The 15,157-nt window shown below is 69.9% G+C and carries 11 protein-coding genes; 7 read left to right on the forward strand and 4 right to left on the reverse strand.

Annotated features, from left to right (window positions below):
• Positions 1-2 precede the first annotated feature (2 nt).
• The 4 genes from MKK50_RS16500 to MKK50_RS16515 form a co-directional block, all read right to left on the reverse strand.
• The gene (locus tag MKK50_RS16500; RefSeq protein WP_499023851.1) at positions 3-1,370 is read right to left on the reverse strand and encodes a BCD family MFS transporter; all 1,368 of its coding nucleotides are present in this window, start codon (positions 1,368-1,370) and stop codon (positions 3-5) included.
• Positions 1,367-2,254 (reverse strand): chlorophyll synthase ChlG, encoded by an 888-nt coding sequence (gene chlG, locus MKK50_RS16505; protein ID WP_499023853.1) that lies wholly within the window; start codon positions 2,252-2,254, stop codon positions 1,367-1,369. The genes MKK50_RS16500 and chlG overlap by 4 nt, the downstream gene beginning before the upstream one ends.
• Positions 2,255-2,376: 122 nt before the next feature.
• On the reverse strand, positions 2,377-3,837 hold the full coding sequence (gene ppsR, locus MKK50_RS16510) for a transcriptional regulator PpsR (protein WP_499023855.1): 1,461 nt from the start codon (positions 3,835-3,837) through the stop codon (positions 2,377-2,379).
• Positions 3,838-3,864: 27 nt separating this feature from the next.
• Positions 3,865-4,752, reverse strand: a complete 888-nt coding sequence (locus tag MKK50_RS16515) for a cobalamin B12-binding domain-containing protein (protein WP_499024090.1) — start codon at positions 4,750-4,752, stop codon at positions 3,865-3,867.
• Between the two features lie 256 nt (positions 4,753-5,008).
• Between MKK50_RS16515 and bchF the strand changes: the two genes are divergently transcribed.
• Genes bchF through MKK50_RS16550 form a run of 7 tightly spaced genes read left to right on the forward strand, consistent with a single transcriptional unit; the run spans position 5,009 to position 15,148 of the window.
• Positions 5,009-5,512 (forward strand): 2-vinyl bacteriochlorophyllide hydratase, encoded by a 504-nt coding sequence (bchF, locus tag MKK50_RS16520; RefSeq protein ID WP_499023857.1) that lies wholly within the window; start codon positions 5,009-5,011, stop codon positions 5,510-5,512.
• Positions 5,509-6,777 carry a ferredoxin:protochlorophyllide reductase (ATP-dependent) subunit N gene (locus MKK50_RS16525; RefSeq protein WP_499023858.1) on the forward strand — a complete coding sequence of 423 codons (1,269 nt, stop codon included), beginning with the start codon at positions 5,509-5,511 and terminating at the stop codon, positions 6,775-6,777. Before bchF ends, MKK50_RS16525 begins: the two co-directional genes overlap by 4 nt.
• Before the next feature lie 5 nt (positions 6,778-6,782).
• Positions 6,783-8,378 (forward strand): ferredoxin:protochlorophyllide reductase (ATP-dependent) subunit B, encoded by a 1,596-nt coding sequence (bchB, locus tag MKK50_RS16530; RefSeq protein WP_499023860.1) that lies wholly within the window; start codon positions 6,783-6,785, stop codon positions 8,376-8,378.
• The gene (locus MKK50_RS16535; RefSeq protein ID WP_499023862.1) at positions 8,353-12,069 is read left to right on the forward strand and encodes a magnesium chelatase subunit H; all 3,717 of its coding nucleotides are present in this window, start codon (positions 8,353-8,355) and stop codon (positions 12,067-12,069) included. The genes bchB and MKK50_RS16535 overlap by 26 nt, the downstream gene beginning before the upstream one ends.
• A complete protein-coding gene (gene bchL, locus MKK50_RS16540; RefSeq protein ID WP_166061178.1) occupies positions 12,066-12,959 on the forward strand; it encodes a ferredoxin:protochlorophyllide reductase (ATP-dependent) iron-sulfur ATP-binding protein in 894 nt (297 codons plus the stop codon). Before MKK50_RS16535 ends, bchL begins: the two co-directional genes overlap by 4 nt.
• Before the next feature lie 15 nt (positions 12,960-12,974).
• Positions 12,975-13,706 carry a magnesium protoporphyrin IX methyltransferase gene (gene bchM, locus MKK50_RS16545; protein WP_499023865.1) on the forward strand — a complete coding sequence of 244 codons (732 nt, stop codon included), beginning with the start codon at positions 12,975-12,977 and terminating at the stop codon, positions 13,704-13,706.
• Positions 13,703-15,148 carry a BCD family MFS transporter gene (locus MKK50_RS16550; protein ID WP_499023866.1) on the forward strand — a complete coding sequence of 482 codons (1,446 nt, stop codon included), beginning with the start codon at positions 13,703-13,705 and terminating at the stop codon, positions 15,146-15,148. Before bchM ends, MKK50_RS16550 begins: the two co-directional genes overlap by 4 nt.
• Positions 15,149-15,157: the final 9 nt, after the last annotated feature.

Here is a 15,157-nt window from a genome sequence, read left to right on the forward strand (position 1 = left end):
GGTTACCGCGCCTCGAAGCCGGGGTTGAGCTGGAAGGAGGCCGTCTCGGTCAGCGGGTTGCGCCGCCGGCCGACGGTGACGTGCTCGACGCGCAGGCCGATGAGCAGGGCGACGAGGAACAGGACGCCCTCCGCCGCGAACACCGCGGCATAGGCGGTGACGGGTTCGGAGGTGACGAGGCGGGCGAGATCGACCGCGAGCGTACCGATGAGGCCGCCGGCACCGAAGGCCACGCCCTGGGCCGCGCCCCAGACGCCCATGCGGGTGCCGCGCTCGGCCTCGCCGCCGCGCCCGGCCAGCGCCATCATCGAACCGATCGCCGCCACGGCGTAGACGCCGTTGCCGAAGCCGAGGCCCGCCACCGCCGCGCGTAAGGGGAAGTCAGGTCCGATCGGTCCACCGGCGGCGATGGTCCCGAGCGCCAGCGCCGAGAGCCCGCAGCCGATGGCCGTCCAAAGCTTCAGCGATCCCAGCACCGGCCCGCCGACGAACACGGTGACGCCGGCCACGAACAGCATGCCGGCGAGCACGCCGCCGTGCTGAAGCCCGGCCAGCTTAGTCGTCGCCCCCGGCGTCATCGCGAAGACGAGACCGGCATAGGGTTCGAGAATCAGTTCCTGCGCGCTGTAGGCGAGCATCGAGACGAAGATGAACAGGGTGAAGCGCCGGGCCGCGGGCTCGGCCAGCACCTGCGCCAGCACCGCCCGGAAGGGCGGCTTCGTCTCGGCCCGGCCGGCGGCATTCGCGCGGCGGCGCGGCTCGATGCCGGCCACCGCCAGGCAAGCCACGGCGAAGGCGACGAGGGAGACGGTGCCCGAGACGGCGACGAGCCGCGCACCCGAGAACGGATCGAGGAAGTGGCCGGCCAGCGGCGCGGTCACGGCGAAGCCGGCGATCATCATCACCCAGACGATGGTCGCCGCCGCGCCCCGGCGCTCGGCTTCGACCCCGGTCGCGAGCAGGACGAGAAGCGAAGTGCCCGCCGCGCCCGCACCCATGCCGACGAGCAGGAAGGAGAAGACGGCAAGCGCGAGGCCGGCGGCGAGGTGGCTCGCCGCGAGCGCCGTCGCCGCAGCGGCGCCGAAACCGCCGAGGCAGAGCGCGGCCATGCCGCCGACGATCCACGGCGTGCGCCGCCCCCCGACATCGGAGCCGTAGCCCCATCGCGGACGCAGCACCTGCGTGGCGTAGTGCAGAGCGACGAGGGCGCCGGGCACGATCGCGGGGAGCGCCAGTTCCACCACCATCACCCGGTTGATGGTCGATGTCATCAGCACCACGACCGCCCCGAGCGCGGTCTGGACGAGCCCGAGCCGGACGATCTGGAGCCAGGAGAAAGATCGAGAGACGGCGGCGGGCGTGCGGGTCATGGCGCCAGCCCTTGCACGAGCGGGCGCAGGGCGAAAGCCGCGGCCAGCATGCCGACAACGTAGAGCGTCGTGCCGGTGCCGTTGTACCAGGCGGCGCGCGCGCGGGGCGCCTTCAGGAAATGCGTCATCAGCACGAGCTGACCCGCGAGCAGGGCACCAATCAACGCGGCATGCCAGGGCCGTTCCCAATGGAGGAGGAGCGCGACCACCACCACTTGGGGCACGGCCATGACGAGGCAGGCGAAGCGCGCCGCGCGATCGGAGCCGAGTTGCACCGGCAGCGAGCGCAGGCCCATGGCCCGGTCCCCCTCCACCGACTTGAAATCGTTGAGGGTCATGATGCCGTGCGCGCCGACCGAGTAGAGCAGGGCGACGAGGAGCACCCGCCGGTCGGGCATCGAGGCGGCCATCACCGCGGCGCCGGTGAACCAGGGCAGGCCCTCGTAGCAGAGCGCCACCGCCGAATTGCCCCACCAGCCGTTCTGCTTCAGCCGGAACGGAGGCGCCGAGTAGATCCAAGCGAGCACGAGGCCGAACAGGGCGGCACCGAGGATCCAGGGCCCGAGCAGCGCGGCGACGACCAGCGACAGAACCGTCCAGCCGGCGGCGAGATAAAGGCCCCACCGGCCGGGAATGCGCCCGGAGGGGATCGGCCGGTCGGGTTCGTTGATGGCATCGACGTGGCGATCGAACCAGTCGTTGGCGGCCTGGCTCGTCGCGCAGACCAGCGGCCCGGCGAGAAGGACGCCCGCGGCGATGACCAGCCACTGCCCGGACGGCGTCTGACCGGAGGAGATCACCCCGCAGCCGAACGCCCACATCGGTGCGAACCACGTGATGGGCTTGAGAAGCTCGACGATGGCGCTCGGCGCGGGCGTTGCCATGGCGGAAAGCTACCGGCGGGGCGCCGCATGTGTCAAGCAAGCTTTACACACACCTCAAAATAAGGCGGAGATGTCAACTCCGACGCACCTGTGCATTATAGAGCCGATTTTTTGGAAAATGCCTAAGACGTCAACTCAGGGTCGTTCCCGTCGAGGTCGCCGATGCCGTAGCGACGCATCTTCGCATAGAGACCCTGACGGCTGAGGCCGAGCATCTCCGCCGCCGAGGCGCGGTTGTCGCGCGTGATTCGCAAGGCCGCCTCGATGCACAGCTTCTCGATGAGGTCGGTCGTCTCCCGCACCAGGGCCTTCATGGACACGCGGCCCACGAGTTCGGTCATCTGCTCGACCGAGCGGGGCAGGTCGTGCCCGCCGCCGGCGTGGACCGGAGCCGCTCGCCGCGGCGTCGCGCGGACGGTGAAGCCGAAACACGGCTGATCGGCGTGAGAGGTGGAGACGGCGGCGACCTCCACCTCCTCCACGGAACCGTACTGACCGCGCATCACGGTCGAGAAATGGCGCACCGAGCCATGGTCGCGCAGCATCGTGAACAGCGCGAGCGCGTCCGTTTCCTCGCGGCCGAGCCAACTGTCGAGGGTCTGGCCGCGGACCTGCTCCTCGGTGGCGTGCTGGGTGAGATCGAGGAAGGCGGTGTTGGCGGTGAGGATACGGCGCCCAGCGTCGGTGACGACGAAGCCCTCCGGCATCCGCTGGATGACGTCGAGCACGCCACGGCCGAACTCGATGCGTTCAGGCGCTGCCGGAACGAGGGTGGCCAGGCGCAACAGCACCGAGGTCGTGCCCTCGCCGCGGAACAGGGAGGCGGAAACCCGGACGTCACCCCGGCCACCAGCCAGAGGCGCGACGAGATCCGTCGCCTGTCCGGTGACGCGCAGTCCGGCGAACAGGTTTTGCAGTTCCCGTAGGCTGCCCGCGTCGAACAGATCGGCGGCATCCTGACCGATCACGCGCTTCTGCGGGCGGCCGAGCAGCCGCATCGCCGCCGGGTTGATTTCCGTCACCCGCCGCGTGCCGGCATCGACGACCAAGACCGGCTCGCCGGAAAGCTGGAACAGGAGCTTGTAGCGGGTCTCGGCGGTGCGCAGGCGGTCGTAATCCCGCTCCAGCGCCTGCTGGGTCTCGGCCAGACGCCGCTGGAGCGCCGCGATCGTCCGCAAATCCTGCCCGACGACGATGATCGGCCCGTCCTTGCGCGGACGGAGCGTAGCATAGCGAATCGGCAGGTCCGTGCCGGAGGGAGAGGGATGATTGACCTGCCGCCAGCGGGTCATCGTGCCGGGCGCCGCGTCGCGCAGCAGCGCATCGATCTTCGGCCGGCTCTCGACGGTCACGGTGTCGATCCAAGGCTTGCCGAGCCAAGCCTCGATGCCCTGTCCCTCGAGATCACCCCGGCCGGCCGTGGTATCGCGAATGATGCCGTGGTGATCGACGACGAGAGAGAGATCGGAGGTCGCGGCAATCAGCAGCCCGGCCGCTTCTCCATCGAGAAGACCGGCCGCCTGTTGCAGCGCCGAAGAGGGGCGCCGAGGAGAAGGGCTCGCCAAGCTGCTCAAGGTCAACACTTTGTGATGGCGCAGAAAGCGCCCTTATCAACAGGCTCGCGTCCGCATTTCAAGCAAGCTTTCCGCAATGAGCGGTGCAAGACGCCCATCTTCCGCCGTGCCGTCCGCGCCGACGAGGCGGACGTGATCAGGATTCCGGGCGAAATAGGGGCCGCCGACCAACACCTTGATCCGCGGGTTGCACGAAGCACCGCGCAGGGCACGAATCCGCTCCGCAAGTGCGGGCATGAACACGTCGCAGGACAGCGTCAGCCCGAGGACGTCGAACCATTCCATGCGGACGAGATCCGCCGCGTCGAGGTTCGATTGGGCACCGGTAGTGGTCACGTCCCACCCCGATTCGCGGAAGATGGTCGCGATCAGCGACAGGCAGAAAATATGCGTCTCGCCCGGGCAAGGCAGCAGCAGGATGCTGCGCCCCGAGGGATCGACGGCATCGTTCTCAAGCCTCGCGCACAAGTCGCGCGTCGCCGCCTGAAGGCGCCCGAGGGCCACGGTTACATCTACGAAATCACAGGCATCCTCCTCCCAGAGTTGCCCGAGATACCGTGCCACCGGCGCCAGCAGATCGACCAGCACGCCTTCGAGGGTCAGCCCCTCGTCGAGGACGCGAAGGAGGTGGGGGGCGAGATCGGTGTCCGTTCGGGCGAGCAGGAGATCGCTGAGGCGCTGAACTTCGTCGGGCGTCGGCCGGCGCCCGGAGGCCGCGGGCCGGGGCGTCGCCCGGTCACGGTGCGCCAGCATCAGCCGGGGCAAAATCTCGGCCTCGACCACGCTGGCCAGCTGCCGGCGCATCCCGAGTCCGTCGGGCTGCTGCTCAAACGCAGAGGGGACAAGCGGCTCGGCCACGACCCGGCATTCCGGTGCCACAGCGGGAAATTCGAGACGCTCGCCGAGATGCCTCCAGTCGCCCATGGGCGTCTCCCTGAGGATGCGGCTCGGTGGATGCAGCGTGCAATTTAATGCGCTGATCGGTGCCGAGGCAACGGACGCGTGTAGGCCAACGATACGCTTCCGCCCACGATTGGCAATCCCCGACCCCGTCCAGCTCGGAAGAAATGTAATCCGCAACAACCGTCAACTTGGATTGACACTTTTGGGTGGCCGGGCCTAGGCTCAGCCTATCGAGGTCTCCGAAGACGAGGCCGAAGGGCGAGCGAGGGCGGACGCCATGCGTCAGCACCAAGGCCGGCAACAACCGCTCTACACGAGCGCACAACGTCAGCGGCGCGACGCGTCGCCCTGGACGCTGGTGCAGGGGATTCTGGCTCCGCTGCAGTTTCTCGTCTTCGCCGTGAGTCTCGGCCTCGTCCTGCGCACGCTCGCCACAGGGGAAGGGGCGGACATCGCCAATGCCTCCGTCGTCGCCAAGACCCTCTGTCTCTACGCGATCATGGTCACGGGCTCGATCTGGGAGAAGGTCGTGTTCGGCCGCTACCTGTTCGCGCCGGCCTTCTTCTGGGAGGACGTGTTCAGCATGCTCGTGCTTGCGCTGCACACGGCCTATCTCGCGGCGCTCGGCTTAAACCTGCTCGATACGCAGGGATTGCTCGTCCTCGCGCTCGCCGCCTACGCCACCTACCTCATCAATGCCGGCCAGTTCCTCCTGAAGCTCCGGGCGGCGCGGCTCGAAGCGCCGGCGCCCCTCTCTTTCGCAGGTGAGGTGGCCCGGTGAACGCCCACGCGCCCCTTCCTTCCACCGAATGCGGCGTCGCGGTCCGCGCCGAGCACGGCCAGCGGGCGGTGTTCTGCGGCCTCACCGGCATCGTCTGGCTCCACCGGAAGATCCAGGACGCGTTCTTTCTCGTCGTCGGCTCGCGCACCTGCGCCCACCTGATCCAGTCGGCGGCGGGCGTGATGATCTTCGCCGAGCCGCGCTTTGCCACCGCCATCATCGACGAGCGCGATCTCGCGGGCCTCGCCGACATGAACGAGGAACTCGAGCGGGTGGTGACGCGGCTGATCGAGCGGCGGCCCGACATCCGGCTGCTGTTCCTCGTCGGCTCCTGCCCCTCGGAAGTGATCAAGCTCGACCTGTCGCGGGCGGCCCTGCGGCTGTCGCGGCGGCTCGCCCCGGAGGTGCGGGTGCTGAACTATTCGGGCTCCGGCATCGAGACGACCTTCACGCAGGGCGAGGATGCCTGCCTCGCCTCCCTGGTGCCGGAACTGCCGGAGACGACGGCGACGGACGAACTCCTCGTCGTCGGCGCACTCGCCGACGTCGTCGAGGATCAGTTCGCCCGGCTGTTCTCCGATCTCGGCATCGATGCGCGCTTCCTCCCGGCGCGACGCGCCGGCCAGATGCCCCCGGTCGGGCGCGGCACGCGCTTTCTCCTGGCGCAACCCTTCCTGGCCGACACCGCGCGGGCCCTGGAAGAGCGCGGAGCCCGGCGAATCGCCGCCCCGTTCCCCCTGGGTGCGGAGGGCACGACGGAGTGGCTGCGCGCGGCGGCCGACGCCTTCGGTGTCGATGCCGCCCGGTTCGAGGCGGTGACGGCGCCGGGCCTGCGCCGCTCGCATCAGGCGCTCGCCGCCTATGCCGAGAAGCTTGCCGGCAAGCGGGTGTTCTTCTTCCCCGATTCGCAGCTCGAAGTGCCGCTCGCCCGCTTCCTGTCTAGGGAGATGGGTGCCGAGCTGATCGAGGTCGGCACGCCCTATCTGCATCGGGGCCACCTCGCCGCCGAACTCGACTGGCTCCCCGACGGCACCGCCGTGGTGGAGGGCCAGAGCCTCGACGACGGGCTCGACCGGTGCCGCGCGGCGCGGCCGGACCTGACCGTGTGCGGCCTCGGCCTCGCCAACCCGCTCGAAGCGGAGGGGCTGACCACGAAATGGTCGATCGAACTGCTGTTCACGCCGATCCAGGGCTACGAGCAGGCGGGCGACCTCGCCGAATTGTTCGCGCGCCCGCTCGACCGGCGCGCCAGGCTGGAGGTGTAGCGGCCATGCAGCTCACCGTCTGGACCTATGAGGGACCGCCGCATATCGGCGCCATGCGGGTCGCCACCGCGATGGAGAGGCTGCACTACGTGCTGCACGCCCCCCAAGGCGACACCTATGCCGACCTGCTCTTCACGATGATCGAGCGGCGCGCCAAACGCCCGCCGGTGACCTACACCACCTTCCAGGCTCAGGATCTCGGCCGCGACACCGCCGCGATCTTCAAGGACGCGGTCGCCGCCGCCTACGCGCGGTTCCAGCCCCAGGCGATGATCGTCGGCGCCTCCTGCACCGCCGAGTTGATCCAGGACGATCCGGGCGGTCTCGCCAAGGCGCTCGCCCTGCCGATCCCGGTGATCCCGCTGGAGTTGCCGGCCTACCAGAAGAAGGAGAACTGGGGCGCCTCCGAGACCTTCTACCGCCTCGTGCGCGCCCTGGCCGGCGCTCCGAGCGAGCGCGCCCCGCGCGAAGGGCGGCGCCCAGCCTGCAACATCCTCGGCCCCACGGCCCTCGGCTTCCGTCACCGCGACGACCTGATCGAGGTCCGGCGCCTCCTCGAAGGCCTCGGGATCGCGGTGAACGTGGTTGCGCCGCTCGGCGCGACGCCCGCGGATCTCGTTCGGCTGGGCGAAGCCGACTTCAACGTCGTGCTCTATCCCGAGGTGGCGCGCAGCGCCGCGCAGTACCTTGAAAAGACGTTCCAGCAGCCCTTCGTCGATGTGGTGCCGATCGGCGTCGGCGCGACGACGCGCTTCGTGGAAGCGGTCGCCGCCCTGGCCGGGGTCGATCCCGCCCCCGTCCTCGCCGACGCGCCTTCGCGCCTGCCCTGGTACAGCCGGTCGGTCGATTCGACCTATCTGACGGGCAAACGCGTCTTCGTGTTCGGAGACGCCACACACGCGCTGGCCCTGGCCCGCGTCGCCGCGCACGAACTCGGCTTCAAGCTCGTCGGGCTCGGCACCTACACCCGCGAATTTGCCCGCGAGGTCCGGGCGGAAGCGGCCCTCCACGGCATCGAGGCGACGATCACCGACGACTACCTCGACGTCGAGGCGGCGATCCAGGCGGCGGCGCCCGAACTCGTGCTCGGCACGCAGATGGAGCGCCACATCGCTAAGCGGATCGGCATCCCCTGCGCGGTGATCTCGGCACCGATCCACGTGCAGGACTTTCCCGCCCGCCACTCGCCGCAGATGGGTTTCGAGGGCGCCAACGTCCTGTTCGACACCCTCGTGCACCCCCTGATGATGGGGCTGGAGGAACATCTCCTCGGGATGTTCCGCGAAGATCCCGAATTCCACGATGGCGCCGCCCCGTCTCATCTCGGCCGCGGGCCGAACGGGACGGCGGACGCCGTGGAACGGGCGCCGAAGACTCCCCCCCTCGCGTCGGCGCCCGTTCCATCCCCCATCCAGATCCAGGGTGCCGACGCGGTTCGCACCGCGCCGTGGGCGCCCGATGCCGAGAAGGAGCTGAAGAAGATCCCGTTCTTCGTGCGCGGAAAGGCCCGCGCCAACACCGAGCGCTTCGCCCGAGAGCGGCAGCTCCCGCTCATCACTCTCGAGACCCTCTACGATGCCAAGGCGCATTTCGGCCGATAGGCCCACCATCCGCGTCGCCATCGTCACGCTCGACAATCACTTGGCGAGCGCGGTGGAACGGGCGCGCCTGCGGCTCGCGGCCGAGATGCCGGGGCTGAGCTTGAGCTTCCACGCCGCCGCGGAATGGGAGACCGACAAGGCCGCGCTCCGCGCCTGCGAGGCGGAGATCGCGCGGGCCGACATCGTCGTCTCGGCGATGCTGTTCCTCGATGAGCATGTCCGGGCGATCCTGCCGGCGATCCTGGCCCGCCGCGAGAGCTGCGATGCGATGATCGGCTGCCTCTCGGCCTCCGAGATCGTGCGCACGACCAAGCTCAACCGCTTCGACATGAGCGGGAACAAGCGCTCGGCCCTCGATTTCCTGAAGCGGCTGCGCGGCAAGCCGGGCGCGGAGGGCAATGCCGCCCGCCAGATGGCGCTGGTGCGCAAGCTGCCGAAGATCCTGCGCTTCATCCCCGGCTCGGCGCAGGACGTGCGCGCCTATTTCCTCACCCTGCAATACTGGCTCGCGGGCTCTGACGAGAACGTGGCGAGCCTCGTGCGCTTCCTCGTGCAGCGCTACGCCGCCGGCCCCCGAACCGTGTGGCGCGAGATCGCGGCCGCCCCGGCGCCCCAGCATTATCCCGAGACCGGTCTCTATCATCCGCGCATGGCGGGCCGCGTCGGCGAGAGCCTGTCCGCCCTGCCGACCGTGCCGGGCGCCCGCGGTCGCGTCGGCCTGCTGCTGATGCGTTCCTACGTGCTGGCCGGCAACACGGCGCATTACGACGGCGTCATCGCCGCCCTGGAGGCCAAGGGCCTCTCGGTGGTGCCGGCCTTCGCCGCCGGCCTCGACAACCGCCCGGCGGTGGACGCCTACTTCACGGTCAACGGCCGGCCGGCCATCGACGCGCTTGTCTCGCTCACCGGGTTCTCGCTGGTCGGCGGCCCGGCCTACAACGACGCGGCGGCGGCGGAGGCGACCCTGGCACGGCTCGACGTGCCCTATCTCGCCGCCCACGCCCTGGAGTTCCAGACGATCGAGCAGTGGGAGGCGGGCTCGCGCGGCCTGTCGCCGGTCGAGGCGACCATGATGGTCGCGATCCCCGAACTCGACGGCGCCACCGCGCCGATGGTGTTCGGCGGCCGCTCCTCGGCCTCCGGCCCCGGCAATGCCCGCGACATGCGCGTGCATCCCGAGCGCGCCGAGCGGCTCGCGGCCCGGATCGATCGGCTCGTGTCCCTGCGGCGGCGGCCGAAGCGCGAACGGCGTCTGGCCGTGATCCTGTTCAATTTTCCGCCCAATGCCGGCGCCACCGGCTCGGCCGCCTTCCTCTCGGTCTACGCCTCGCTGCTGAACACCCTGCGCGGCCTGAAGGCCGACGGGTACACGGTGGAAGTGCCCGACAGCGTCGATACGCTTCGCGAAAAAATTCTCGGCGGCAACGCCAGCCGCTACGGCACGCCGGCCAACGTCCACGCCCGCGTCTCGGCCGAGGATCACGTCCGCCGCGAAACCTACCTGCCCGAGATCGAGGCGCAGTGGGGCCCGGCGCCCGGCCGCCACCAGAGCAACGGCGCCGACATCCTCGTGCTCGGTGCGCAGTTCGGCAACGTCTTCGTCGGGGTGCAGCCCGCCTTCGGCTACGAGGGCGACCCGATGCGGCTGCTGTTCGAGCAGGGCTTCGCGCCGACCCACGCCTTCAGCGCCTTCTACCGCTGGCTGCGCGAGGATTTCTCGGCCGACGCCGTGCTGCATTTCGGCACCCACGGCGCGCTCGAATTCATGCCGGGCAAGCAGGCCGGCTTGTCGGAGGCGTGCTGGCCCGAGCGGCTGATCGGGGCGTTGCCGAACGTCTACCTCTACGCCGCCAACAACCCGTCCGAGGGCACGATCGCCAAGCGCCGCTCCGCCGCGACACTGGTAAGCTATCTCACGCCGAGTCTCGCCGCCGCCGGGCTCTACCGCGGCCTGTGCGACCTTAAGGCCTCGGTCGAGCGCTGGCGCGGCCTTGAGCCGGAAGCCACGGCCGAACGCTCGGCGCTCGCCGCGATCATCCAGGCGCAGGGCGCAGCCGTTGATCTCGTGCCGGCCGATCCCGCCTGGGAGGGCAATCCCGCCCCGCATGTCACCGCGCTCGCCGCCGCTTTGTTCGAACTCGAACAGACGCTGATCCCGCACGGCCTGCACGTGATCGGCCAGGGGATGGCCGGCGAGGAACGCGTCGATCTGCTGCTCGCCCTGGCGGAAGCCTCGCACGGGCTCAAGCCGGCCCGCGCCGGGATCGAGCATCTGATCGCGGGCGCGTCCCTCAGCGAGTCGCTGGCCGCGGCCGGTTTGCCGGCCGACGAGACCCACCGGGGCGCCTTCGCCGACCTCGCCCGGATCGATGCCGACCTCGCCCGTGACAGCGAGTTGCCCGCGCTGATGCGGGCCCTCGACGGGCGCTTCGTCGCCCCGGTCGCGGGCGGCGATCTTCTGCGCAATCCCGGCATCCTGCCCACGGGGCGCAACCTGCACGGCTTCGACCCCTACCGCCTGCCCACGGCCTTCGCGCTGGCGGACGGCGCCAAACAGGTGGCGCGGGTGCTGGATCGCCACATCGCGGAAGGCCGGGCCCTGCCGGAAAGTGTCGCCCTCGTCCTGTGGGGCACCGACAACCTGAAGAGCGAGGGCGGCCCCATTGCCCAGGCGCTGGCGCTGATCGGCGCGGCGCCCCGCTTCGACGGTTACGGCCGCCTCGCGGGGGCCGAGCTGATCCCGCTCGAAAGGCTCGGCCGCCCGCGCATCGATGCGGTGGTCACGCTCTCGGGCATCTTTCGCGATCTTCTGCCCCTGCAGACCAAGCTGCTCGCGGAAGCGAGCTTCATGGCAGCCAGCGCCGACGAGCCGATCGAGAAAAACTTCGTGCGCAAGCACGCGCTGGCGATCCAGGCCGAGCAAGGCTGCGACTTCGAGACGGCGGCGCTGCGCGTCTTCTCCAATGCCGAGGGGGCCTACGGCGCCAACGTCAACCATCTCGTCGAGTCCGGCCGCTGGGACGACGAGGACGAACTCTGCGAGACGTTCTCGCGCAGGAAGAGCTTCGCCTACGACCGGTCCGGCCGTCCGGCGCCGCAGCGCGACCTGATGAAGGCGGTGCTGTCGCGGGTCGATCTCGCCTACCAGAACCTCGATTCGGTCGAACTCGGCGTCACGAGTGTCGATCACTACTTCGACGGGCTCGGCGGGATGGGCCGGGCGGTGGCCCGCGCCCGTGGCGAGGCGGTGCCGATCTACATCAGCGACCAGACCCGGGGGGAGGGGCGCGTGCGCTCCCTCGACGAGCAGGTGGCGTTGGAAACTCGCACCCGCATGCTCAACCCGAAATGGTACGAGGGCCTGCTCGGCCACGGCTACGAGGGCGTGCGCCAGATCGAGGCGACGCTGACCAACACCGTCGGCTGGTCCGCCACCGCCGGCGCGGTGCAACCCTGGATCTACGAGCGCATCACCGAGACCTTCGTGCTCGACGACGTGATGCGCGACCGTATGGCGACCCTCAACCCCACGGCCTGCGCCAAGGTCGCGAGCCGCCTGATCGAGGCTCACCGCCGCGGCTTCTGGACTCCCGACCCGGCGATGCGCGACGCGCTCGACCGTGCCGAGGAGGAACTGGAAGACCGGCTGGAGGGCGTCACACCCGGCATCACCGCAGGAGTCGCGGCATGAACATCGCCATCCGAAATCCGGTCCCGATCCGCCGCGAGGAGGGCAGCCTGCAGGTCTCGCTCGATCCGGACGACCGGATCGAGACCGCCAAGGTCTTCGCGGTCTACGGCAAGGGCGGCATCGGCAAGTCCACCACCTCCTCGAACCTGTCGGTGGCCTTCTCGAAGCTCGGCAAGCGCGTCCTGCAGATCGGCTGTGACCCGAAGCACGACTCGACCTTTACCCTGACCAAGCGCCTCGCACCGACGGTGATCGACGCGCTCGAATCGGTGAACTTCCACTCCGAGGAGTTGCGGCCGGAAGACTTCGTGGTCGAGGGCTATAATGGCGTGAAATGCGTCGAGGCCGGCGGCCCGCCCGCCGGCACCGGCTGCGGCGGCTACGTCGTCGGGCAGACGGTGAAGCTCCTCAAGGAGCATCACCTCCTGGAGGATACCGACGTCGTCGTGTTCGACGTCCTCGGCGACGTGGTCTGCGGCGGCTTCGCCTCGCCGCTCCAGCACGCCGACCGAGCGCTGATCGTCACCGCCAACGATTTCGATTCGATCTTCGCGATGAACCGCATCGTCGCGGCGATCCACTCCAAGTCGAAAAACTACGGCGTGCGCCTCGGCGGTGTCATCGCCAACCGCTCGGCGGGGACCGACGAGATCGACCGCTTCAACGCGGCGGTGGGCCTGCGCCGGCTCGCGCATTTCCCCGACCTCGACGTGGTGCGCCGCTCGCGCCTGAAGAAATCGACCCTGTTCGAGATGGATCCGTCGCCGGAGCTGAAGGCCGTCACCGACGAGTACATGCGGCTCGCCGAGACGCTCTGGGCCGGTGCCGACCCCTGCGAGGCCGCGCCGATGAAGGACCGCGACCTGTTCGAATTCCTTGGCTTCGATTGATCTTGGGTTCGACTGATGAGCACGCCCTACCTCACCCGCCGCTCCCAGTTGGAGACCTACTTCGACCGCACCGCGGTGGAAGCCTGGTCGCGCCTCACCTCCGACGCACCGGTCTCGAAGATCCGCGCCACGGTGCGGGCTGGGCGCGACACCATGCGCGCTAACCTGCTGAGTTGGCTTCCGGCGGATCTCACCGGCCTGCGCCTGCTCGATGCCGGCTGCGGCACCGGCGCGCTCGCGGTCGAGGCCGCGCGGCGGGGCGCGGAGGTGACGGCGATCGACGTCTCGCCGACGCTGATCGGGCTCGCCCGCGAGCGTCTACCCACGATCCCCGGTCCGGGCTCCGTCGACTTCCGGGTCGGTGACATGCTCGACCCCTGGCTCGGCCGCTTCGACCACGTCGTCGCAATGGATTCGCTGATCCATTACCAGGCGCCGGACATCGTCCGGGCGCTCGCCGAACTCTCCCTGCGCACCGATGGCAGCCTGCTGTTCACGGTCGCCCCGCGCACGGCGCTGCTGACGCTGATGCACGCGGCCGGCAAGCTATTTCCGAAGGCCGACCGGGCGCCCGCCATCGTGCCGATCACCGAGAGCGGCCTTCGGCGGCGCATCGCAGCGGAGCGAGCGCTGACGCGTTTCGCCGTCGAGCGGACGCACCGGGTCAACAGCGGTTTCTACCTCTCGAACGCGATCGAGCTGCGCAAGACGGCGTCATCGGCAATCGAGAGCGGGGCCGCTCGATGAAATCCGGCCTCGCCATCACCCAGGCGCTGCTTCGCCTCGGCCCGGCGATCTTGCCCTTCGCCGACGCGGCGACGAAGGAGCTGCCCCTCGGGCGCCTGATGCGGCTCGCACTGTTCCAGGTCACGGTCGGGATGGCCGCCGTGCTGCTGATCGGCACGCTCAACCGGGTGATGATCGTCGAGCTTGCAGTGCCGGCGTGGATCGTCGCGGTGATGCTGTCGCTGCCGCTGCTGTTCGCCCCCTTGCGGGCGCTAATCGGCTTCCGTTCCGATACGCACCGCTCGGTGCTCGGCTGGCGGCGGGTGCCCTACATCTGGTTCGGCACGCTGCTGCAATTCGGCGGGCTGGCGATCATGCCGTTCGCTCTGCTGATCCTGTCGGGCGACACCACCGGTCCGCTCTGGGTCGGCCATGTTGCGGCGGCGCTGGCCTTCCTGCTCGTCGGCGCGGGGCTTCACACCACGCAGACCGTCGGGCTGGCGCTGGCCACCGACCTCGCCCCGGCGCACGCCCGCCCGAAGGTGGTGGCGCTCCTCTGCGCCATGCTGCTTGCCGGCATGATGGGCAGCGCCGTGCTGTTCGGGCTGGCGCTGGCGAACTTCTCGGCCGTCCGCCTGATCCAGGTGATCCAGGGCGCGGCGCTGGTCACGATCGTGCTCAACGGCGTCGCCCTGTGGAAGCAGGAGCCGCGCGATCCGCACCGCACCGACCGGGCGGCGCCGCGGCCGAGCTTCGCCCACTCCTGGCGCGGCTATGCCGGGGAGCGCACCGCACAGCGGCGGCTTGCGGCGATCGCGCTCGGCACCGCGGCGTTCTCGATGCAGGACATCCTGCTCGAACCCTATGGCGGCCAGATCCTCGGCCTCACCGTGGCGCAGACCACGGCGCTCACCGCGATGCTCGCGGCCGGTGGCGGCCTAGGGCTGATCGCAGCGGCGCGCTGGCTCAACCGCGGCGGCGACCCCTACCGGGTCGCGGCAACGGGCGCGGTGATCGGCATCGCAGCCTTCTCGGCGGTGATCTTCGCCGCACCCCTTGCCTCGGCCCGGCTGTTTGCAGCGGGCGTCACGCTGATCGGGATCGGCGGCGGATTGTTCGCCCACGGCACGCTCACCGCCTCCATGGCCAAGGCCGGGCCCGAGGATACCGGCCTCGCGCTCGGCGCCTGGGGCGCAGCGCAGGCGACCGCCGCGGGCCTCGCCATCGCCGCCAGCGGCATCCTGCGCGATCTCGGCGCCGCGGTGGCGCAGTCGGGCGCCCTCGGCGAAGGCATGAACGAGCCGGCCATCGGCTACCTCATCGTCTACCACGTCGAGATCGCGCTGCTCTTCGCCACGCTGATCGCGCTCGGCCCGCTCGTGCGCGCGGACGCCCCCCGTTCCACCCATCCGAACGAGCGACGTTCCGGTTCGTTCGACCCCCTCGTCAACCGTCCTACCTGATCGGAGGCC

It is taken from the genome of Methylobacterium sp. J-043, assembly GCF_022829505.1.
GTDB classification, from domain to species: domain Bacteria; phylum Pseudomonadota; class Alphaproteobacteria; order Rhizobiales; family Beijerinckiaceae; genus Methylobacterium; species Methylobacterium extorquens_A.